We start from the raw sequence: 20,230 nt of genomic DNA on the forward strand, positions 1-20,230 counted from the left end.
GGATTTCGGACGCCCGCCCCGCGGGAGCCGGCACGGCGCCCGCCGGATCAAACCCCGTATGAAGCGGCACGGGCCCGCGGCAGGCCAGGCTCAACGCCGGGCCGCCAGCGCGCCGCGCACCCGCGCGTCGTCGAACCGATGGCGGCACACTTCCGCGCCGTCCAGCAGCAGCACCGGCACATCCTCGTCGTAACGCGCGACGAGCGCCGCATCGGTGTCGATGTCGACGTAGTCGACCGCGACGCCGAATTCGGCCGCCACCGGCGCCAGTGCGTCGCGCATGTCGTCGCACAGGTGGCACCAGCCGCGGCCGTAGAGCGTGAACATCGGCCGCGTTACTTCTGGGTCGCGCGCGGCCGCACGGGCACGAACTGCGTGTTGTCGCCACGCCGCACGAGCACCGCGACCGCCTTCTGCGGATCGAGCTGCGCGGTCACGTCGGCGAACTGCTTCGCGTTCGTGATGTCGGTGTCGCCGACGCGCAGCACGATGTCGCCGCGCTGCAGGCCCGCACGGGCGGCCGGGCCGTCAACGCCATCGATCTGCACGCCGTTCTTCAGCTTCAGCGTCTTCAGCTGCTCCGCCGTCAGGTCGCTGACCGTCAGGCCGAGCGAATTGGTCTGACGCGGCTTCTGCGGCGCGTTCTTGCGCTGCTCGGCTTTCGCCGTCGACTCGGCCGGCGTTTCCGCGATCGTGATCGGCAGATCGCGTGCCTGGCCCTTGCGCCACACGCTGACCGTCGCCTTCGTGCCGGGTTTCGTGTCGCCGACCATGCGCGGCAGGTCCGACGCCGCATCGACCGGACGGCCGTTGAACTTCAGGATAATGTCGCCCGGCTGGATGCCGGCCTTGTCGGCCGGGCCGCCCGGCTCGACGCTGCTGACGAGCGCGCCTTCGGCCTTCGGCAGCCCGATCGAGTCGGCCACGTCCTTCGTCACCTCGCCGATCGCCACCGCGATCCGGCCCCGGGTGACCTTGCCGGTCGCCTTCAACTGGTCGGCCACGCGCATCGCCTCGTCGATCGGAATCGCGAACGAAATGCCCATGAAGCCGCCGGTCCGGCTGTAGATCTGCGAGTTGATGCCGATCACCTCGCCCTGCATGTTGATCAGCGGGCCGCCCGAGTTGCCGGGGTTCACGGCGACGTCGGTCTGGATGAACGGCAGATAGTCGCCCGTGTTGCGGCTCTTCGAGCTGACGATGCCGGCGGTGACCGTATTGTCGAGGCCGAACGGCGAACCGATCGCGACGACCCACTCGCCGACGCGCACCTTGTTCGAATCGCCGATCGCGACGACCGGCAGGTTCGACGCCTGGATCTTGACGACCGCGACGTCCGTGCGGTCGTCGACGCCGATCAGCTTCGCCTTGAATTCGCGCTTGTCGGTCAGCGTCACGTAGATGGTGTCCGCATCGTCGACGACGTGCGCATTGGTCATCACGTAACCGTCGGCCGACACGATGAAGCCCGAGCCGACGCCGCGGTTCTGCTCGGTGTCGGGGCCATTGTCCGGCGCCGGCGCGTTCTTCGGGCTGCCGCCGTTGCCGGGCGCCTGCGGCAGCGGAATGCCGAAGAAGCGCCGGAAGAATTCCGACATGTCGCCGTTGTCGAAGCCTGGCGGGAGCACGCCGCGCGGGCCGGGTACCGGCACGTTCGCGGTGGTCCGGATGTTCACGACCGCGGGGCCGACCTTTTCGACGAGGTCGGCGAAATCGGGCAGGCTGGCAGCGGGAGGCGTGACAGCGACAGCGGTTTGCGGGACGAGCGGCAGGCAGGCACACAGCGCCGCCGCCGCGAGCACTTTGCGCAGCGTGAGTTTCGTCATGTCGGAAGCCGTAGCGTTACTTGGAAGCCTTGTATTCTATGGCAGACGCGAACTGCTGCAACGTTGCCGGCGGCACTTCGCCGAGCACGGTGATCCAGTAGTCGCCGCGGCGCTTCACGAGAACGTGCGTCGCGCCGGTGCTGCCCGCGCCTTCCTTGCGCGTATTTTTCTCGGCCGGCTCGATGAAGACCGAGATCGTCGCGAGGCCGTCGGTGAAGACGGCCTGATCGACCGGGATCGGCGGATCGCCCGCATCGCGCGCGGCCATCGGCCGGCGCACTTCACGAATCTTCTGGAAGCCGGCGACGCTCGGCGCAAGCTGCCAGCCCTGCGCTTCCATGTCGACCGTCGCGACCGGCGGGCGCACGACCGTCCAGCCGCTCAGGTTGCGCATGCCGGCTGCGATCGCGGCCTTGTCGCCGCTTGCGCCGCCCGTCTGCACTTGTGAGAACGCGATCTGTTCGAGCACGCGATCGTTCGCGTCGAGCGTCTGCGAACGCAGCAGCAGCCCGGTGCGCGCATCGGCCCACAGCTTGTACGCGAAACGGTACGCATCCTTCGGCACGAGCTCGACGACCTGCGCGTCGATCCCGGCCACGCGGTCCTTGCCGAGCGACTTCGCATCGTAGACGGACATCACGTGCTCGCCGCTCGCGCCGAGCAGCGCGGGGAACGAGTCGCGCGTCTGACGGCGCTCGACCACGCACAGCTTGCGCTCGGGCACGAACGTGTACAGCTCGTCGTTGTGCCGCAGCAGCTTGCGCGGCTTGCCGTCGAGCGTTTCGATCCGCTCGAACTCGCCGTCGCGGGACGAGACGTGCGCGATGCGCGACGACTGCACGTACCCGCCGCGCTGGTAGACGAACGTACCTTCGTAGCTCTGCTGCTGCGCGGCCTGCTGGACGCGGTCGAGCCAGTCCGCGGCGCCCTTGCGGGTCGCGACGGGATCGTCCGGTTGCTGGGCGCTGGCGGGAAGGGAGTGAACGGACAACAGGGCGGCTGCGCAAAGCAGGAGGGCCGGCAGCCGCTTCCATCCGGAGATGGCGTGATTCAACTGCAATGTCCGCATCGGGTTTATTGGCCTGGCGTGGTGGTCACGGCAGCGCGGATCAGCGGCATCGAGCCCGTGACGACGGGCTGCTGCGCGAATTGCTGGTGCGCTTCAAGGTATTGGTCGAGGCTGGCGTCGCGAATGATGTTGACGTCCTGCAGGCCCGGCTGGGCCGATGCCTGCGCAACCGTCACGCGCTGCAGGTTGCCGTTCTGCGGCGCGCCTGCCGATGCGACCTGAACGGCGCCCGGCGCCCCGGCCGTCTGCATTTGCGGGACGACGATCCACGTCAGCGTGGCGGCCGCGGCGGCCACCGCGAACGCGGGCACGACGCGGCGGCGCAGCGCCAACAGCTTGCGCGCGACCGGCGCGGCCGCCGGTGCCAGCAGATGCGGCTCGCTTTCGAGCGCGGCCGACATGCGCGCGGTGAACGCGACGCTCAGCGCGGGCGGCAGCGCGAGCTCGTCCGAGCGCAGCGCATCGCCGATCAGGTGGTAATGGGCCCACACGGCGCGATCCGCGCGGTCGAGCTCAGCCAGAAACTGCCCGTGGTCCGGGCCATCGAACATTTCGCCGTCGACCAGCGCGGAAAGGCGCTCGCCGCGCGAGCACGCTTGCGATTGCGTATTGACCGACCCCATGATGCTCCCCATCTTGCACACCCCGTCGTGACTTCACGACTCTATCCGTAACTAGACCCCGACCCGCGTCGTTCCGCCCGCCGCGCTTACCAGCGCTTTCCTTCGGGCGTATCGAGCAGCGGACGCAATTTGGCAGCGATTGCTTCGCGCGCGCGGAAGATCCGCGACCGGACCGTCCCGATCGGACAGCCCATCATTTCCGCGATCTCTTCGTAGCTCAGGCCCTCGATCTCGCGCAGCGTGATTGCCTGGCGCAGTTCTTCGGGCAGCAGAGCCATTGCAGCGTTGACCGTCTCGGCAATCTGCTTGCTCATCAACATCGACTCAGGCGTGTTGATATCCCTTAGTTGGTCTGCGTCGGAGAAAGTTTCCGCTTCCTCCGCATCGGCCTCGGTCGAGGTCGGCGCCCGGCGGCCTTGCGTCGCAAGGTAGTTCTTCGCCGTGTTGACGGCAATTCGGTACAACCACGTATAGAACGCCGATTCGCCGCGGAATTGCGGCAGCGCACGATACGCCTTGATGAACGCGTCCTGGGCCACGTCCTCGACCTCGGCGGGATCCCGCACGAGGCGCGAGATCAGCCGAATGATCTTGCGGTGGTATTTGGAGACCAGGAGTTCGAACGCCGCCTTGTCGCCCTTCTGTACGCGTTCGACCAGAGCCTGATCGATTTCTTTTTCACTCACCTGACAAATCCGTTAACTAGGGATGCAACGCGGAGCGTTATTGTAGCGTTCCGGCGCCGGCCGCTGGTTACGGTCGGTAACCACGCCGCCGTCATGCTCGCGCCGCCGCCCCGGCCGTTCTCGCCAGCACCGACAGCGCGCTGAATGACGCGGCATCGAGCGCGTCGGCCGGAATCAGCAGCGGCCGCGCGCGCCGGGCACCCTGCCCGACCGACAGCACCAGCAGCAGGCTGCTCCAGTGCGCATGGCCCGTCACGCGGCCGCGGGCCAGCAAGCGCCCGGTGCGGCCAAACGCCGCAATCTCCCCGAACGCATCGATTTGCAGTTCGGCCGGCAGCCGGCGGGCGCAAGCCCGCGCCGCGCATACGGCCAGCAGCGCCGCCGTCACGGCCGACACGCCTGCGCCGGCGGCAGCGCCCGCGCGCGGCGCCCAGAACAGGTACGCCGATGCGGCAGCCGACGCGACGAACGCGGCCAGCACGAGATACGACACGGCCGAGGCCCGCAACGCAAAGCGCTGCGGACGCCCGGCCGGAGCATCGAATGGACTCGTCAAGCGATTCGCCGTCAGACGCGCTTGAACACCAGCGTGCCGTTGGTCCCGCCGAAGCCGAAGTTGTTCTTCACGGCCACGTCGATCTTCATGTCACGCGCGGTGTTCGCGCAGTAATCGAGATCGCACTCGGGGTCCTGGTTGAAGATGTTGATGGTCGGCGGCGACACGTTGTTGTGCAGCGCCAGCACCGTGAACACCGATTCGAGGCCACCCGCGCCGCCCAGCAGGTGGCCCGTCATCGACTTCGTCGAGTTCACGACGAGCTTGTACGCGTGCTCGCCGAACGCCGCCTTCACCGCGTCGGACTCGTTCTTGTCGCCCAGCGGCGTGGACGTGCCATGCGCGTTCAGGTACTGGACCTCGTCGGCGTTCATGCCGGCGTCGCGCAGTGCCGCGACCATGCAGCGGCGCGGACCATCCATGTTCGGCGCGGTCATGTGGTACGCGTCGCCCGTCATGCCGAAGCCTGCGACTTCCGCATAGATCTTCGCGCCGCGCGCCTTCGCCGCCTCGTATTCCTCGAGCACCATCACGCCGGAACCTTCGCCGAGCACGAAGCCGTCGCGGTCCTTGTCCCACGGACGCGACGCGGTAGCCGGATCGTCGTTGCGGGTCGACAGCGCGCGTGCGGCCGCGAAACCGCCGATGCCGAGCGGCGACACCGTCGATTCGGCGCCGCCCGCGACCATCACGTCGGCGTCGCCGGCCTGGATCAGGCGCGCGGCGAGGCCGATGGAGTGCAAGCCGGTCGTGCAGGCCGTGACGGCCGCGAGGTTCGGGCCCTTCAGGCCGAACATGATGCTCAGGTGACCCGAGATCATGTTGATGATCGAACCCGGCACGAAGAACGGCGAAATCCGGCGGGCGCCGCGATCGACGTAGGTCTGGTGCGTATCCTCGATCATCGGCAGGCCGCCGATGCCGGAACCGACCAGCACGCCGATGCGTTCCGCATTGGCTTCGGTCACTTCCAGCCCGCTGTCCCGGATGGCCTGGACGCCGGCGGCGATGCCGTAATGGATGAACGTATCCATGTTCCGGGCTTCCTTCGCCGGGATGTACTCCTCGGCGCTGAAACCCTTCACTTCGCCCGCGAAATGGCAGGCGAGGTTCGACGCATCGAACTTCGTGACGGTGGCGATACCGGACTTGCCGGCGACGAGATTGGCCCAGCCGTCGGCAACATTATTGCCAACAGGCGAAATCAGCCCCAGGCCTGTAACGACAACACGACGGCGGCTCACGGTAACCTCTTTTCCATTATTGGATGACAAAAACAAAAGCCACAGTGGCCACAGGAACCAGCCCTGCGAGCCCTGTGGCTGTTAGTCCGTCCGGCGCGAAGCCGGCAGGATGGCGCGTCAATCGCGATGATCGCGGCGACGTGGCGGACAAGCGCGAAAGGCGCTTACGCCTTGACGTTTGCGCGAGCGTAGTCGATCGCTTGCTGAACGGTCGTGATCTTCTCTGCTTCTTCGTCCGGGATTTCCATGCCGAATTCGTCTTCCAGAGCCATCACCAGTTCGACCGTGTCGAGCGAATCGGCGCCCAGATCGTTCACGAACGAAGCTTCGTTCTTGATCTCGGCTTCCGCGACGCCCAGTTGCTCAGCGACGATCTTCTTGACACGTTGTTCGATGTTGTCCATTACCCCTCCGAGGGAAAGTTCAGATTTACAAGTGCGCGCATTTTATCAGGTTTGCTGACGGCAAAACGCGCGTTGGCTTGATGGTCGATCAAGCGCCGGTCCGCCTGAAAAACGGGATACGGCGCGGATGGTAAACGAAAACCGTTACGACATGTACATGCCGCCGTTCACGTGCAGCGTCGTGCCGGTGACGTAACCGGCTTGCGGCGATGCGAGGAACGCGACGGCATGGGCGATGTCCTCCGGGCTGCCGAGGCGGCCGAGCGGAATCTGGGTCTTGAGCGCGGCCTGCTGTTCTTCCGGCAGCGTCTTCGTCATGTCGGTGTCGATGAAGCCCGGCGCCACGCAGTTCACCGTGATGCCGCGGCTGCCGATCTCGCGCGCGAGCGCCCGCGTCATGCCTGCCACGCCGGCCTTCGCAGCCGCGTAGTTGACCTGACCCGGATTGCCGGCCGAGCCGACCACCGACGTGATGTTGATGATACGGCCGCCGCGCGCCTTCATCATCGGGCGCAGCACCGCGCGCGACAGGCGGAACACCGACTTCAGGTTGGTGTCGATCACCGCGTCCCAGTCCTCGTCCTTCATCCGCATCGCGAGCTGGTCCTGCGTGATGCCCGCGTTGTTGACGAGCACGTTCAGCGCGCCGAATTCCTTCACGGTCGCATCGATCAGCGCCTCGGCGGCGGCCGCGTCGTTGACGTTCAGCACCGCGCCGCGGCCCGTGACGCCCGCTTCCGCGAACGCCGCGGTGATCGCGGCGGCGCCCGATTCGCTCGTCGCCGTGCCGATGACCGTCGCGCCGAGGCGCGCGAGTTCGAGCGCGATCGCCCGGCCGATGCCGCGCGACGCGCCGGTCACGATCGCAACCTGTTTATCGAGAGTCTTGTCCATGAATCGAATATCCGTCTCTTGAGGAAAGGCGCCGCGTCAGGCGGTCACGAGCTTCAGTGCTTCGTCGAGCGAAGCCGGATCGAACACCGACGCGCCGACCAGGTTGCCGTCGATGCGCTTCGTCAGGCCGGCCAGCACCTTGCCCGGCCCGCATTCGATCACGTGCGTGACGCCGGTGCCCGCGATGTGCCGCACGCATTCGACCCAGCGCACCGGGCCCGCGGCCTGGCGTACCAGCGCATCCTTGATCGCGGCCGGATCGCCGACCACCTCGACGTCGATGTTGTTGACGACCGGGATCTGCGGCGCCTTCACGTCGACGCTCGCGAGATAGTCGCGCAGCTGGTCCGACGCCGGCTTGAGCAGCGACGAATGGAACGGCGCCGACACCGGCAGCGGCAGCGCGCGCTTCGCACCCTTCGCCTTCGCGATCTCGCACGCCTTTTCGACCGCGGCCTTGCTGCCGGCGATCACGACCTGCGCGGGCGCATTGAAGTTCACCGCTTCGACGACACCCGCTTCCGCGGCTTCGGCGCATACCGCGCGCACCGTGTCGTCGTCGAGGCCCAGGATCGCGGCCATGCCGCCCTGGCCGACCGGCACGGCCGTCTGCATCGCCTGCGCACGGAAGCGCACGAGCGGCACCGCGTCCTTGAACGCGAGCGCGCCGGCCGCGACGAGCGCCGTGTATTCGCCCAGGCTGTGGCCGGCGACGATCGACGGCGCCGGGCCGCCTGCCTGCTGCCACGTGCGGTAGCACGCGTACGCGGCGGTCAGCATCACGGGCTGCGTGTTGGTGGTCAGGTTCAGCTCTTCGGCCGGACCTTCGGCGATCAGCTTGCCGAGATCCTGATTGAGCGCATCGGACGCTTCCTGGAGCGTCTCGCGCACGACGGCCAGATCGGCGAATGCGTTGAGCATGCCGATCGCTTGCGAGCCCTGCCCCGGAAAAACGAATGCAAATTTCATATCGTCCCCAATTGAATCGATTCGGACGGCGCGCACGAACGGCGCGCCGACGGGATCCGCGCGCGGCTTGTCGCGCGCCGCGGATCAGAAGCGGAAGACCGACGCACCCCAGGTGAAGCCGCCGCCGACGCCTTCGATCAGCACGTGCTGGCCACGCTGGATGCGACCGTCGCGCACCGCGGCGTCGAGCGCCAGCGGAATCGACGCGGCCGACGTGTTGCCGTGCTGGTCGACCGTCACGACCATGCGCTCCTGCGGCAGCCCGAGCTTGCGGCAGGTGCTGGTCATGATGCGGATGTTGGCCTGGTGCGGAATCAGCCAGTCGATTTGCTCGGGCGCGAGATTCGCCTTCGCGAGCGCTTCGATCGCGACCTTTTCGAGCACGTTGACCGCGAGCTTGAACACGGCCTGCCCGTCCATGTGCAGGAACGCGCTGCCGTCGATCACGCCGCGATTGACGTTGCCCGGCGTGCACAGGATGTTCGAGTAGCTGCCGTCCGCGTGCAGCGCGCTGCCGAGCACGCCCGGCTCTTCCGATGCGGACAGGATCACCGCGCCCGCGCCGTCGCCGAACAGCACGCAGGTCGTGCGGTCCTTGAAGTCGAGAATGCGCGAGAACGTCTCTGCGCCGACGATCAGCGCGGTGCGGTGCTGGCCGCTGCGGATGAAGCTGTCGGCCGTGGCCATCGCATACGCGAAGCCCGAGCATACGGCCTGCACGTCGAACGCAGCGCCGCCGTTCTTGATGCCGAGCTTGTTCTGCAGCAGGCACGCGGTGCTCGGGAACACGAAATCGGGGGTCGAAGTCGCGACGATGATCAGGTCGATCGACTGCGGATCGACGCCCGCCGCTTCGATCGCACGACGCGACGCCTCGAGCGCGAGATCGCTCGTCGTGACGTCGGGTGCGGCGAAATGGCGCGCATGGATGCCCGTGCGCGCGACGATCCATTCGTCGCTGGTCTCGATGCCTTCCTTCGCAAGACGATCGGTCAACTGCTGGTTCGTGACGCGGTCGGGCGGCAGGTAGCTGCCCGTGCCGAGCACGCGGGAATAGAGAGTCGATTGGGCCATTTATGCTTTAGAGGATTGCGCAGCGGAAGGTTCGGCGTGATGGCCTGCGGCCGGGCTTGCCTGGCCCGCGCCGCCCGCGTCGTGTCCGCCGTCGCCGAGCGACACTGAATTATCCGCCATCGCGCGCGCGAGGCGCTCCAGCACCCCGTTTTTGACGGCATCATACCCGCGTTTGATCGCCCACTCAAACGCGTAGGCGTCGGCCGAACCGTGGCTCTTGATCACGAGGCTCTTCAGCCCCAGCAGCGCCGCGCCGTTGTACTGGCGGTGATCGACGCGCTTCTTGAAACGCATCAGCACCGGCAGCGCGAGCAGCGCCATCAGCTTCGACATCAGCGAACGGCCGAACTCCTCGCGGATGATGTCCGACAGCATCTGCGCGAGCCCTTCGGACGTCTTCAGCGCGACGTTGCCGACGAAGCCGTCGCAGACGATCACGTCGACGGTGCCCTTGTAGATGTCGTTGCCTTCGACGTTGCCGCGGAAATTCAGCGTGCTGGCGCGCAGCAGCTCGCCTGCGCGCTTGATCGTCTCGTTGCCCTTGATGACCTCTTCGCCGATGTTCAGGAGGCCGATCGTCGGGCGCTCCTTGCCTTCGAGCGCGGCCACGAGCGCGTGCCCCATCTCCGCGAACTGCAGCAGGTGCTGCGGCTCGCAGTCGACGTTCGCGCCGAGGTCCAGCATCATCGTGTAGCCGGTCGGGTTCGGCAGCGCGAACGCGATCGCGGGCCGCTCGATGCCGGGCAGCGTCTTGAGTACGTAACGGGAAACGGCCATCAGCGCGCCAGTATTGCCGGCGGAGATGCAGGCCTGCGCGGCGCCTTCCTTGACGTGGTTGAGCGCGACGCGCATCGAAGAATCCTTCTTCTTGCGCAGCGCCACTTCGACAGGGTCGTCCATCGCCACGACTTCGGTGGCGGGCACGACGGTCAACGCGGGATCGTCGAGAGCTTTCAGCTTCTTCAGCTGAGCGCGAATCGCGCTTTCGATGCCGACGAGCATCAGGTGCGCATCGGGATGCGCGCGGACGAACTTGACTGCCGCAGGAACGGTCACGGACGGGCCGTGGTCGCCTCCCATGCAATCGATTGTGAGCTTTACGGTCATGGAATGCGACGAATTTCAGGCACAAAAAAGCGGCAGTTGAATGCCGCCTTTTTGTTGAGCCAGGAAAGTGTCAAGCGAACCAGTTGTCACGCGAACGGCGAGCGTAGCGCGCAACGCGTGACTTGACGCTTAGTCGTTCTTCGTCTTGACGACTTTCTTGCCGCGATAGTAGCCGTTCGGGCTGACGTGGTGACGCAGGTGCACTTCACCCGTGCTCGGCTCGACTGCCAGCGGCGCTGCCGTCAGGAAATCGTGCGAACGATGCATGCCGCGCTTCGACGGCGACTTCTTGTTTTGCTGGACTGCCATGACTAACTCCTAAATAATTTTCCGGATTCTAACACAGCCCGATCCGGCGCTTAACTACCCTGGCCCAAAGCCCTTACGCCTTCCCGCGCCACAACTGCTTAGTGTTTCTTGGTGCCGTCACCGTCCTTCTTCAGCGCTTGCAGCGCTGCGAACGGATTCGGCCGTTTGCCTTCGTCCCCGGCTTCGTCGGACTCCTCGTCCGTTTCTTCCGCGGGACCGCTCGCGCCCGACACGAGGCTTTCGTGAACTGCCGGGCAAACCTCGTGCTTGGGCACGAGCGGCAACGAAAGCAGCAATTCCTCTTCGATCAAGTCGACGAGATCGAACTGGCGTGAGCCCACGATCACATCGGCTTCATCGTCGTCGAGCGGAAATTCTTCAGCTTCTTCTTCGGTCGCGACGACCCGGTACGTCATGTCGACGTCGAACGTCTGGTCGTACGGCGTCATGCAGCGCTGGCACGTGAGCCACGCATGGCCGTGCACCGCGAGGCGCAGGTACGGCTGCTGCCCGTCGGCGCCGTCGTCCTGCAACTCCTTCTGCGTGAACCCTTCCGCCTGCCACGTGAACACCGTGTCGCGATCTGGCGCGTCCGCCGGCACTTCGTTTAACATGCGCGGCAGCTGCGAGAGGCGCACCGCCCCGGCCGCCTGCCGCCCGCTGCGGGCGAACTCGAACAGGTCGACCGCGTGCGGATCGAGGGCCGCCGCAGGTTTGCCAGAAGAAGTGTTCATGTGCGCTCCTGCCTACAGGCTGACTTGCGGATCCGGCTTGGCACCGCTCGCGTACGGCTCATCGAAGGATGACGTACTTTACTTCCGAAGACCCGGCAGGCGCCACCACAACGAAAGCCTGCCGACGAAAAGCGGGAAAGCATACCTGTTTTACCTTTTGCGGTCAATCACTTAAGCTTGCGTCCGCGCAACGCCGCGCCACACCTCACGACTCACCGATCCAACCGACCATGCCGGATACCGTTTGCCGCCCGCCGCGGCTGATTCTTGCCTCCAGCTCCCGCTACCGCCGCGCGCTCCTCGAGCGCCTTGGCGTGCCGTTCGACGTCGTGTCGCCGGACCTCGACGAAACCCCGCTCGCCGGCGAAACGCCGGCCGCGACCGCGCTGCGGCTTGCCGGCGCGAAGGCGCGGGCCGTGGCCGCGACGATCGACGCGCCGGACGGCGTGCTCGTGATCGGGTCGGACCAGGTCGCGACCTTCGACGGGCATCAGATCGGCAAGCCCGGCACCCACGAGCGAGCGCTCGCGCAACTCGTGTCGATGCAGGGCCGCGAAGTCGAATTCCACAGTGCGCTCTGCCTGTACGACAGCCGCACCGACGACGCGCAGGTCGAGGACATCGTCACGCACGTGCGCTTCCGTTCGCTGCCCGAGGCCGAACTCGACGCCTACCTGCGGGCGGAAACGCCGTACGACGTGGCCGGCAGCGCGAAGTCCGAAGGGCTCGGCATCGCGCTGCTCGACGCGATCGACTCGGACGACCCGACCGCGCTCGTCGGCCTGCCGCTGATCGCCCTCACGCGGATGCTGCGCGCCGCCGACTACCCGCTGTTTGCCACCACCCGAGGAGACCGCGCATGACCGCCGGCACGCTTTATCTCGTCCCGAACACGCTCGGCGAAGGCGACGAATCGATGCTCGCCGCCGTACTGCCCGCCGCCGTGCAGGCGCGCGCCGGCACGCTCGGCTATTACATCGGCGAGAACGCGAAAACGACGCGCGCGTTTCTGAAGAAGATCGGTACGACGCGGCCGATCCAGGAAATCGAGATCAGCGAGCTGAACGTCAATACGCCGGCCGGCGCCATCGACCGGTTGCTCGCGCCCGTGCTGGCCGGTGCGGACGCCGGCCTCGTGTCGGAAGCCGGCTGCCCGGCCGTCGCCGACCCCGGCGCGCTGCTGGTGCGCCGCGCGCACGAGCGAGGCGTGAAGGTCGTGCCGCTCGTCGGGCCGAGTTCGATCCTGCTCGCGCTGATGGCGTCGGGCCTGAACGGCCAGAGCTTCGCGTTCAACGGCTATCTGCCGGTCGATGCGGCCGCGCGCGCGAAACGGCTGCGCGAACTCGAGCAACTGTCGCGCAAGGCGCGCCAGACGCAGATCTTTATCGAAACGCCGTACCGGAATCACGCGATGCTCGACACGCTGGTCGCGACCTGCGCGCCGTCGACGCAGATCTGCGTCGCGGCCGACCTGACCCTCGCAACCGAGACGATCGCGAGCCGCACGGTGGCCGACTGGAAAAAGGCGCCTGCGCCGAATCTGCACAAGCGCCCCGCGATCTTCCTGCTGCTGGCGAATTGATGCCGCGAACGGCGATCAGCTCACCAGATGAAAGGCGGGCCGTCGCGGCCCGCCGATCGTCGCCAGCCGTCAGCGCAGGCTGACCGACGCGCCGCCGGCCGTCAGCGCCTTCATCGCGGCGCCCCCGACGGCCGCGCCGAACTTGCGCGCGACGCGATTCGTCAGGCTTTCCTTCACCGTATAGTCCACCAGATCCGGCGCTTTCAGCACGTCGCGCGCGACCGTGTCGGTCGTGCCGTAGCCGTCGGCAAGGCCCAGTTCGACGCTCTTTTCACCCGTCCAGAACAGGCCCGAGAACATGTCGGGCGTCTCGTGCAGCCGCTTGCCGCGGCCATCCTTCACCGCCTTGATGAACTGCGCATGCACCTGGTCGAGCAGTTCCTGCGCGTGCGCGTCCATCTTCGGCGTTTCCGGCGAGAAGGGATCGTAGAAGCCCTTGTTTTCGCCCGACGTGTGCAGGCGCCGCTCGACGCCGAGCTTGCCCATCAGCCCGGTGAAGCCGAACCCGTCCATCAGCACGCCGATCGACCCGACGATGCTCGCCTTGTCGACATAGATCTTGTCGGCGGCGGACGCGATGTAATAGCCGCCCGACGCGCACATGTCGGTCACGACGACGTACAGCGGCTTGTCCGGATACTTGCCGCGCAACCGCCGGATCTCGTCGTAGACCATCCCGGCCTGCACCGGGCTGCCGCCCGGGCTGTTGATCCGCAGCACGACGCCGACCGTGCCGTCGTCGTCGAACGCGGCGTCGAGCGCCGTGTTGATGTCGTCGGCGTTGGCGTTGACGCCGGCCGCGATCTCGCCGTCGATCGTCACGAGCGCCGTATGCCGCCCGCTCGCCGAGAACTTCGAATCGCTCGAGAAATCGATCAGCGCGAACGCGAGCAGCACGAACACGCCGAGAAACGCGAAGCGGAAGAAGATTTTCCAGCGCCGTGCCGCACGCTGCTCCTTGACCGCCGCGAGCGCGATCCGCTCGAGCGCCGCGCGCTCCCAGCTGGGTTCACGGCTGTCGGGACGGGAGGAGGAATCCGGGGAATTCGGTTGGTCGGCCATGCAGTAGTGTCGTCAATCGGTCGTGGCGGAAGTGGCGGGATGCAGGTCCGCATCGGGCACCCAGAATACCGCACGGCCGTCGGGCGTGTCGCGCTCGTCGACCTCGACCGGCCGCAGGCGGCCGCCGCGGCACGGGCCGCCGACGCACTTGCCGGTATCCGGCGCGTAGATCGCGCCGTGCGTCGCGCACATCAGATAGAGGCCCGACGACTCGAAGAACTGCCCTTCGGCCCAGTCGAGTTCCATCGGCACGTGCGCGCAGCGGTTGAGGTAGCCGTAGGCGCGGCCGTCGTAGCGCACGAAGAACACGACGGCCTGCTCGCCGCGCAGCGTCGCGTCGACACGCACGCCGGCGCCGCCGTCGGTCAGCGCGTCCGACGCGCATACGCGCACGGCGTCCGGCGCCGCGCTCATGCGTGCTCCCGCAGCCATGCGGCCAGCGCGCCGACGTCCGGCGCGACAAAGCGCGGCGCGAGCGCCGCCAGCGCATCGGCCGTGTGCGCGCCATACGCGACGCCGACGCCGGCCGCGCCGGCGCTCGCGGCCATCTGCAGGTCGTGCGTGGTGTCGCCGATCATCACGGTGCGCGACAGGTCCTGCCCCAATTCCCGCGACAATTCGTGCAGCATCGCCGGATGCGGTTTCGAGAACGTTTCGTCCGCACAGCGCGTCGCATCGAACAGGCTCGTCAGCTTCGACTGGTCGAGCACGCGGTTCAGCCCGACCCGCCCCTTGCCGGTCGCGACGGCGAGCAGGTAGCCCGTGTCGCGCAGTTCGGCGAGCAATTCGCGCACGCCGGCGAACAGCTCGATGCGCTGGTCGTCGAGCAGATAGTGATAGCGGTAGCGTTCGGCCAGCCGCGCATAGTCGGACGGATCGAGGGTCGGGGCCGTAATCTGCAGCGCGTCGCGCAGCCCGAGGCCGATCACGTAGCGGGAAGCTTCGTCGGACGGCGTGGGCAGGCCGAGATCGCGGCATGCCGCCTGGATGCTGTGCGCGATGTGCGCGGTCGAATCCATCAGCGTGCCGTCCCAGTCGAAGACGATCAGGTCAAATTGCTGTCGAGCCATGCGGTTCAGGCGGTATCGCGCAATGCGCTGAGTTGATCGAGGAAGCGCCGGCATTCGGCCGGCAGCGGCGCATCGAACTGCAGCGCCTCGCCGGTCAGCGGGTGAGCGAGCTTCAGACGGTGCGCATGCAGGAACATCCGTTTCAGCGACGGCTGCGCATTCGCGCGCGCCAGCGCCTTGTTCAGTGCGAAATCGCCATACTTGGCGTCGCCGGCGATCGGCAGGCCGAGATGCGCGAGGTGCACCCGGATCTGATGGGTCCGACCCGTTTTGAGTTCCGCTTCGACGAGCACATAGTCGGACCAGCGGTCGACGAGGTTGAACACCGTATGCGACGGCAGCCCGTCGTCCTGCACGCGCACGCGCCGCTCCCCTTCCGGGGTCGAATACTTGAACAGCGGCGCCTTGACCGCGCGGCGCCGGCCCCAGTCGGGCTGCCATTCGCCGTGCGCGCACGCGAAGTAGCGCTTGTCCATCCGGTTCTCGCGGATCTGCTCGTGCAGGGCGACGAGCGCCGTGCGCTTCTTCGCGAGCATCAGGATGCCGGACGTCTCTCGGTCGAGCCGGTGCACCAGTTCGAGGAATTTCGCGCGCGGGCGCGCCTGGCGCATCTGCTCGATCACGCCGAACGCGACGCCGCTGCCGCCGTGAACCGCGACCCCGGCCGGCTTGTCGATCACGAGCATCGCGTCGTCCTCGTACAGCACGTCGAAATTCGCGGGCGGCACGACCGGCGTATCGGCGCGCGCGAGGTCGGCCGCCGCCACGCGCACCGGCGGCACGCGGACGAGGTCGCCCAGCTCGAGGCGGTACTGCGCGTCGATCCGGCCCTTGTTGACGCGCACTTCGCCGCTGCGGAGGATCCGGTAAATATGGCTTTTCGGCACGCCTTTACAGACGCGCAACAGGAAGTTGTCGATGCGCTGACCGGCCGAGTTTTCGTCGATCTCGATCATCGATACCTGGCCGCTTGCGACCGAATTCTGGGATATTTTGCCTAACTCATTCATACTGAATATAATTTTGCCCAGCCTGACGTTGTGGGTGGCCTGTTCGGCCAGCCCCGGCTGAATCGGGCAAGGCGCAAGCGCAAACTGCTATTTTACTTGCGCCGGGGGTCCGCTGCTCGCCCCTAATCAAAGAGAAGCAGCAAGTTGCACGCACGGCGCCGCCCGTCGGCAAGGATCGCGCCCACAGGCGGATTCGGTCGGCAAGGCGCCGCGGTAACGGAAAGTTGGTTGAAAAGAATTTGATCGGCAGCCCGACGGCGCGCAGTGCGTCCGCAGGCTGCCGGTTGCGAAAATTACGGCGTTGCGCCCGATTTGGCCCCGCGAAGCGTGCGGGGCTTGGCGACGTCAAACCAGGGAAGTACACCCCAAGCGGGAAAGTCGGGCTGGATTCGATACTCCCCGCTGCGGCCCAAGCCGCAGCATCTGCCGCCCGTCGGCGCGCGCGACGCATTGCGCGCGCCCGTGGCGATGCCCGGATCAGGCTTAGCGCGCTTTTGCAGCGTGCGGTGTGTGAACGCCGTGCTTTGAAGCCGTATTCGCAGGTGCCCTATGGCCGCCGGCCCCGTCTTTCGGGCCCAAGCGCCTCTTCAGGCAATTCTCCCCGCCAGCATTCCCGCTCCAGCGTGCTCGTGACAACACAACAAGGTGCGGCCTGCCGTCGTTCCCGCCCTCGCGCCTGACAACCGCGAGGCGCCGGCAGCGGAGCCGCCTGGAGTCGTTCATGAAACGCATGCTGTTCAATGCGACGCAGCAGGAGGAGCTGCGCGTCGCCATCGTCGATGGGCAAAAGCTCATCGACATCGACATCGAAACCGCCGGGCGCGAACAGCGCAAAGGCAATATCTACAAAGGTGTCATCACCCGTATCGAGCCGTCGCTCGAAGCGTGTTTCGTCAACTACGGCGAAGACCGCCACGGCTTCCTGCCGTTCAAGGAAGTCGCCCGCCAGTACTTCAAGGACGGCATCGACATGCGCTCCGCGCGCATTCAGGATGCGCTGCGCGAAGGCCAGGAGCTGATCGTCCAGGTCGAGAAGGAGGAGCGTGGCAACAAGGGCGCCGCCCTCACCACCTTCATCTCGCTCGCCGGCCGTTACCTCGTGCTGATGCCGAACAATCCGCGCGGCGGCGGCGTGTCGCGCCGGATCGAAGGCGACGAGCGCCAGGAACTGCGCGAAACGATGGCGCAACTGCAGATCCCCGACGGCATGAGCATGATCGCCCGTACCGCGGGCATCGGCCGCAGCGCCGAGGAACTGCAGTGGGACCTGAACTACCTGCTGCAGCTGTGGCGCGCGATCGAAGCGGCATCGCAAAGCGGCAACGCCGGCCAGCCGATGCTGATCTATCTGGAATCGAGCCTCGTGATCCGCGCGATCCGGGACTATTTCCAGCCCGATATCGGCGAAATCCTGATCGACACGAACGAAATCCACGATCAGGCCCGTGCGTTCATGGACATCGTGATGCCGGACAACGTCGCGAAGGTGAAGCGCTACCACGACGACGTGCCGCTGTTCTCGCGCTTCCAGATCGAGCACCAGATCGAAACCGCGTACTCGCGCACGGTGCCGCTGCCGTCCGGCGGCGCGATCGTGATCGACCACACCGAAGCGCTCGTCGCGATCGACGTGAACTCGGCCCGCGCGACCAAGGGCGCGGACATCGAGGAAACGGCCACCCGCACGAACCTCGAAGCGGCCGACGAAGTCGCTCGCCAACTGCGCCTGCGCGACCTCGGCGGCCTGATCGTGATCGATTTCATCGACATGGAATCGGCGAAGAGCCAGCGTGAAGTCGAGCAGCGCCTGAAGGACGCGCTCAAGCACGACCGTGCGCGCGTGCAGATGGGCAAGATCTCCCGCTTCGGCCTGATGGAGCTGTCGCGCCAGCGCCTGCGTCCGGCGCTGTCGGAAGGCAGCCATGTGACGTGCCCGCGCTGCAACGGCACCGGCCACATCCGCGACACCGAATCGTCCGCGCTGCAGGTCCTGCGGATCATTCAGGAAGAAGCGATGAAGGAAAACACCGCGGCGATCCACTGCCAGGTGCCGGTCGAGGTGACCGCCTTCCTGCTCAACGAAAAGCGTCAGGAAATCAACAAGATCGAGTCGCGCTTCAAGGTCGGCATCGTGCTGATCCCGAACAAGCACCTCGATACGCCGCATTACAAGCTCGAGCGCCTGCGTCACGACGACGCGCGCCTCGACGATCCGCGCGCATCCTGGAAGATGGCCGAGGAAGCGGCCCGCGAGCTCGAGTCGGAAACCGGCTACAGCAAGCGTGCGGCCGAAGTGAAGCCGAAGCAGGAAGCCGCGGTCAAGGGCATCACGCCCGAGCGTCCGGCCCCGAGCCCGGCGCCGCAGCGTCCGGTCGAACCCGTTGCCACCCCGGCCCCGGCGCCCGTCGCCGCGGCAAGCGGCGGCTTCATCGGCTGGCTGAAGGGCCTGTTCGGCGTGTCGCCGGCACCGGCGCCCGCACCGGTCGCGCCGGCACCGGCGAAGGAGCAGGCCGCCCGTCCGGCTCGCGAGCGCACCGAAAAGACCGAGCAGCGCGGCGGCGATCGCAACCGCAACCGTCGCGGCGGCGCCCAGCAGGCGCAAGGCGGCCGCGACCAGGCAGCCGCAGGCCGTGGCCAGCCGCAACGCCAGGAACGCGAAGGCAAGGAAGTGCGCGAACCGCGTGAAGGCCGTGAGCCGCGCGAGGGTCGTGAGCTGCGTGAAGGTCGCGAGGGCCGCGAAAACCGCGAAGGTCGTGAAAACCGTGAGGGTCGCGAAGGTCGCGAGGGCCGCGGTCCGCGCGAAGGTCGCGAACCGCGTGAAGGCCGTGAGCCGCGCGAACCGCGCGAAAACCGCGAACCGCGCGAGCGCGTCGAACAGCCGGAAGGCGTCGACGCAGCCGGCCGCGGCGAGCGCCAGGAACGCGGCGAGCGTCGCGAGCGCGGCGAACGCCGCAAGCCGACCCAGCACGCGGCCACGCTCGAGACCGTCACCCGCGGCGAAAACCATCCGGAACCGGAAACCGACAAGGCTGCGGCAGAAGCGCTGCCCGGCGCGGAACTGGCAGCCGATGCGGAAGCCGGCGCACGTGACGGCGAAGAACGCCGCCGTCGCCGTCGCGGCCGCCGCGGCGGTCGTCGCGAGCGCGAGGAAGACGGCGCAATCGACCAGGCCGAGCAAGGCGCCGAAGGCGAAGTCGCCGCGCAAGCCGTGACGCCGGCCGCACCGGTCGCGGCCGAACCGGCCCACACGGCTGCACCGGCAGTCGTCGCGGCCGTGACCACTGCGGCCGCCGTGGAAACCGTCGCCGAGCAGCATGCCGCACCGGCCGCCGTCGAAGCGCAGCCGGCATCGGCACACGCCGAAGCGGCCCCGGCCGCCCCGGTCGAGCCCGTCGTCGCCGTGCAGGCAGCAGAACCGGCACCGGTCGCACCGGCGGTCGCGGAGGCGGGCCCGGCGCCGGTCGAGGTGTCGCCGACCGATGCGTTCGACGTGCCAGCGGCCGCGCCGGCCGCTGTCGAGGCGCCGCAAGCCGCACCGGCCGTCGCGATCGAAGCCGCTCCGGTGGTTGCCGAACCGGCACCGGTCGAAGCAGCGCCTGTCGAAGCAGCGCCTGTCGAGGCAGCACCGGCCGCGGCCGAGGCCGTCGCCGCACCGGCTCCCGCGCCCGCACAACCGGCAGCCGCGCCCGCTTCGGCGAGCCTGGATGTCGTGCTGGAGCAGGCCGGTCTCGTCTGGGTGAACACGGACGCCGACAAGTTCGCGGCCGCGCAGGAAGCCGCATCGCGACTCCCGCGCCCGGCCCGCGTGCCACGCGAACGCAAGGTGCTGCCGCCGGTCGATACGGCCCCGATGCAGCAGGTCGAAACGACGCACCACTGAACGGCGTATCGCCCGACCAGGAAAAGCCCGCCTCCGGCGGGCTTTTTCACGTCCGCGCTGCGGGTTTCCGCCCACCGGCCCCGCCGGCCGGTTGCGGCTAAAATAGCAGTCTGCTTCGCACTTCTTTCAAC

The 20,230-nt window shown here is 67.3% G+C and carries 21 protein-coding genes; 3 read left to right on the forward strand and 18 right to left on the reverse strand.

The annotated features are described in order from the left end of the window. Nucleotides 1-90 precede the first annotated feature (90 nt). From A9Z05_RS25520 to A9Z05_RS25585, 14 genes are all read right to left on the reverse strand, one after another. A complete protein-coding gene (locus A9Z05_RS25520; protein WP_069620551.1) occupies nucleotides 91-327 on the reverse strand; it encodes a glutaredoxin family protein in 237 nt (78 codons plus the stop codon). An 8-nt stretch (nucleotides 328-335) separates the two neighbouring features. After that, entirely contained in the window at nucleotides 336-1,826 is a 1,491-nt protein-coding gene (locus A9Z05_RS25525) for a DegQ family serine endoprotease (RefSeq protein ID WP_069620552.1), read from the reverse strand. 16 nt (nucleotides 1,827-1,842) lie between these two features. Continuing rightward, nucleotides 1,843-2,895 (reverse strand): MucB/RseB C-terminal domain-containing protein, encoded by a 1,053-nt coding sequence (locus tag A9Z05_RS25530; RefSeq protein WP_069620553.1) that lies wholly within the window; start codon nucleotides 2,893-2,895, stop codon nucleotides 1,843-1,845. A gap of 5 nt (nucleotides 2,896-2,900) precedes the next feature. Continuing rightward, the gene (locus tag A9Z05_RS25535; protein ID WP_069620569.1) at nucleotides 2,901-3,518 is read right to left on the reverse strand and encodes a sigma-E factor negative regulatory protein; all 618 of its coding nucleotides are present in this window, start codon (nucleotides 3,516-3,518) and stop codon (nucleotides 2,901-2,903) included. Between the two features lie 86 nt (nucleotides 3,519-3,604). Further along, nucleotides 3,605-4,204 (reverse strand): RNA polymerase sigma factor RpoE, encoded by a 600-nt coding sequence (gene rpoE, locus A9Z05_RS25540; protein WP_006490873.1) that lies wholly within the window; start codon nucleotides 4,202-4,204, stop codon nucleotides 3,605-3,607. Between the two features lie 91 nt (nucleotides 4,205-4,295). Then, nucleotides 4,296-4,760, reverse strand: coding sequence for a hypothetical protein (locus A9Z05_RS25545; protein ID WP_069620554.1), 465 nt, complete (start codon nucleotides 4,758-4,760; stop codon nucleotides 4,296-4,298). 11 nt (nucleotides 4,761-4,771) lie between these two features. Next, nucleotides 4,772-6,004, reverse strand: a complete 1,233-nt coding sequence (gene fabF, locus A9Z05_RS25550) for a beta-ketoacyl-ACP synthase II (protein ID WP_050011474.1) — start codon at nucleotides 6,002-6,004, stop codon at nucleotides 4,772-4,774. A 164-nt stretch (nucleotides 6,005-6,168) separates the two neighbouring features. Then, entirely contained in the window at nucleotides 6,169-6,408 is a 240-nt protein-coding gene (acpP, locus tag A9Z05_RS25555) for an acyl carrier protein (protein ID WP_004197638.1), read from the reverse strand. Nucleotides 6,409-6,552: 144 nt separating this feature from the next. After that, entirely contained in the window at nucleotides 6,553-7,302 is a 750-nt protein-coding gene (fabG, locus tag A9Z05_RS25560) for a 3-oxoacyl-ACP reductase FabG (protein ID WP_069620555.1), read from the reverse strand. 36 nt (nucleotides 7,303-7,338) lie between these two features. After that, nucleotides 7,339-8,271 carry an ACP S-malonyltransferase gene (fabD, locus tag A9Z05_RS25565; protein WP_069620556.1) on the reverse strand — a complete coding sequence of 311 codons (933 nt, stop codon included), beginning with the start codon at nucleotides 8,269-8,271 and terminating at the stop codon, nucleotides 7,339-7,341. Nucleotides 8,272-8,355: 84 nt separating this feature from the next. Further along, a complete protein-coding gene (locus A9Z05_RS25570; protein ID WP_006476506.1) occupies nucleotides 8,356-9,345 on the reverse strand; it encodes a beta-ketoacyl-ACP synthase III in 990 nt (329 codons plus the stop codon). Further along, nucleotides 9,346-10,452 (reverse strand): phosphate acyltransferase PlsX, encoded by a 1,107-nt coding sequence (gene plsX, locus A9Z05_RS25575; RefSeq protein WP_069620557.1) that lies wholly within the window; start codon nucleotides 10,450-10,452, stop codon nucleotides 9,346-9,348. A gap of 129 nt (nucleotides 10,453-10,581) precedes the next feature. Then, nucleotides 10,582-10,761, reverse strand: coding sequence for a 50S ribosomal protein L32 (gene rpmF / locus A9Z05_RS25580; protein ID WP_006051932.1), 180 nt, complete (start codon nucleotides 10,759-10,761; stop codon nucleotides 10,582-10,584). Nucleotides 10,762-10,859: 98 nt separating this feature from the next. Continuing rightward, the gene (locus A9Z05_RS25585; RefSeq protein WP_069620558.1) at nucleotides 10,860-11,495 is read right to left on the reverse strand and encodes a DUF177 domain-containing protein; all 636 of its coding nucleotides are present in this window, start codon (nucleotides 11,493-11,495) and stop codon (nucleotides 10,860-10,862) included. A 230-nt stretch (nucleotides 11,496-11,725) separates the two neighbouring features. Here A9Z05_RS25585 and A9Z05_RS25590 point away from each other — a divergent pair, with 230 nt between their 5' ends. Continuing rightward, nucleotides 11,726-12,358, forward strand: a complete 633-nt coding sequence (locus A9Z05_RS25590) for a Maf-like protein (protein WP_012328148.1) — start codon at nucleotides 11,726-11,728, stop codon at nucleotides 12,356-12,358. Beyond that, nucleotides 12,355-13,077, forward strand: a complete 723-nt coding sequence (locus A9Z05_RS25595) for an SAM-dependent methyltransferase (RefSeq protein ID WP_011544932.1) — start codon at nucleotides 12,355-12,357, stop codon at nucleotides 13,075-13,077. Before A9Z05_RS25590 ends, A9Z05_RS25595 begins: the two co-directional genes overlap by 4 nt. 69 nt (nucleotides 13,078-13,146) lie before the next feature. Here A9Z05_RS25595 and A9Z05_RS25600 read toward each other — a convergent pair whose 3' ends face one another. The 4 genes from A9Z05_RS25600 to A9Z05_RS25615 are packed head-to-tail and all read right to left on the reverse strand — an operon-like array spanning nucleotide 13,147 to nucleotide 16,219. Then, nucleotides 13,147-14,139: a S49 family peptidase gene (locus A9Z05_RS25600; protein ID WP_069620559.1), complete on the reverse strand. Its 993-nt coding sequence runs from the start codon at nucleotides 14,137-14,139 to the stop codon at nucleotides 13,147-13,149. Between the two features lie 12 nt (nucleotides 14,140-14,151). Beyond that, on the reverse strand, nucleotides 14,152-14,553 hold the full coding sequence (locus tag A9Z05_RS25605) for a Rieske 2Fe-2S domain-containing protein (RefSeq protein WP_069620560.1): 402 nt from the start codon (nucleotides 14,551-14,553) through the stop codon (nucleotides 14,152-14,154). Further along, nucleotides 14,550-15,209 carry an HAD-IA family hydrolase gene (locus A9Z05_RS25610; protein WP_069620561.1) on the reverse strand — a complete coding sequence of 220 codons (660 nt, stop codon included), beginning with the start codon at nucleotides 15,207-15,209 and terminating at the stop codon, nucleotides 14,550-14,552. Before A9Z05_RS25610 ends, A9Z05_RS25605 begins: the two co-directional genes overlap by 4 nt. Nucleotides 15,210-15,214: 5 nt before the next feature. Beyond that, nucleotides 15,215-16,219, reverse strand: coding sequence for an RluA family pseudouridine synthase (locus tag A9Z05_RS25615; protein ID WP_069620562.1), 1,005 nt, complete (start codon nucleotides 16,217-16,219; stop codon nucleotides 15,215-15,217). A gap of 721 nt (nucleotides 16,220-16,940) precedes the next feature. Here A9Z05_RS25615 and A9Z05_RS25620 point away from each other — a divergent pair. Further along, nucleotides 16,941-20,099: an Rne/Rng family ribonuclease gene (locus A9Z05_RS25620; RefSeq protein WP_069620563.1), complete on the forward strand. Its 3,159-nt coding sequence runs from the start codon at nucleotides 16,941-16,943 to the stop codon at nucleotides 20,097-20,099. Nucleotides 20,100-20,230 lie beyond the last annotated feature (131 nt).

Source organism: Burkholderia sp. A2, from assembly GCF_001729305.1.
Taxonomy (GTDB): domain Bacteria; phylum Pseudomonadota; class Gammaproteobacteria; order Burkholderiales; family Burkholderiaceae; genus Burkholderia; species Burkholderia sola.

Excerpts from the sequence above, each read along its gene's own strand:
- A9Z05_RS25520 (WP_069620551.1), bottom strand. The coding sequence starts at position 327 with ATGTTCACGCTCTACGGCCGCGGCTGGTGCCACCTGTGCGACGACATG.
- A9Z05_RS25525 (WP_069620552.1), bottom strand. The coding sequence starts at position 1,826 with ATGACGAAACTCACGCTGCGCAAAGTGCTCGCGGCGGCGGCGCTGTGT.
- A9Z05_RS25530 (WP_069620553.1), bottom strand. The coding sequence starts at position 2,895 with ATGCGGACATTGCAGTTGAATCACGCCATCTCCGGATGGAAGCGGCTG.
- A9Z05_RS25535 (WP_069620569.1), bottom strand. The coding sequence starts at position 3,518 with ATGGGGTCGGTCAATACGCAATCGCAAGCGTGCTCGCGCGGCGAGCGC.
- acpP (WP_004197638.1), bottom strand. The coding sequence starts at position 6,408 with ATGGACAACATCGAACAACGTGTCAAGAAGATCGTCGCTGAGCAACTG.
- fabG (WP_069620555.1), bottom strand. The coding sequence starts at position 7,302 with ATGGACAAGACTCTCGATAAACAGGTTGCGATCGTGACCGGCGCGTCG.
- fabD (WP_069620556.1), bottom strand. The coding sequence starts at position 8,271 with ATGAAATTTGCATTCGTTTTTCCGGGGCAGGGCTCGCAAGCGATCGGC.
- A9Z05_RS25570 (WP_006476506.1), bottom strand. The coding sequence starts at position 9,345 with ATGGCCCAATCGACTCTCTATTCCCGCGTGCTCGGCACGGGCAGCTAC.
- plsX (WP_069620557.1), bottom strand. The coding sequence starts at position 10,452 with ATGACCGTAAAGCTCACAATCGATTGCATGGGAGGCGACCACGGCCCG.
- rpmF (WP_006051932.1), bottom strand. The coding sequence starts at position 10,761 with ATGGCAGTCCAGCAAAACAAGAAGTCGCCGTCGAAGCGCGGCATGCAT.
- A9Z05_RS25585 (WP_069620558.1), bottom strand. The coding sequence starts at position 11,495 with ATGAACACTTCTTCTGGCAAACCTGCGGCGGCCCTCGATCCGCACGCG.
- A9Z05_RS25590 (WP_012328148.1), top strand. The coding sequence starts at position 11,726 with ATGCCGGATACCGTTTGCCGCCCGCCGCGGCTGATTCTTGCCTCCAGC.
- A9Z05_RS25595 (WP_011544932.1), top strand. The coding sequence starts at position 12,355 with ATGACCGCCGGCACGCTTTATCTCGTCCCGAACACGCTCGGCGAAGGC.
- A9Z05_RS25600 (WP_069620559.1), bottom strand. The coding sequence starts at position 14,139 with ATGGCCGACCAACCGAATTCCCCGGATTCCTCCTCCCGTCCCGACAGC.
- A9Z05_RS25605 (WP_069620560.1), bottom strand. The coding sequence starts at position 14,553 with ATGAGCGCGGCGCCGGACGCCGTGCGCGTATGCGCGTCGGACGCGCTG.
- A9Z05_RS25610 (WP_069620561.1), bottom strand. The coding sequence starts at position 15,209 with ATGGCTCGACAGCAATTTGACCTGATCGTCTTCGACTGGGACGGCACG.
- A9Z05_RS25615 (WP_069620562.1), bottom strand. The coding sequence starts at position 16,219 with ATGAATGAGTTAGGCAAAATATCCCAGAATTCGGTCGCAAGCGGCCAG.
- A9Z05_RS25620 (WP_069620563.1), top strand. The coding sequence starts at position 16,941 with ATGAAACGCATGCTGTTCAATGCGACGCAGCAGGAGGAGCTGCGCGTC.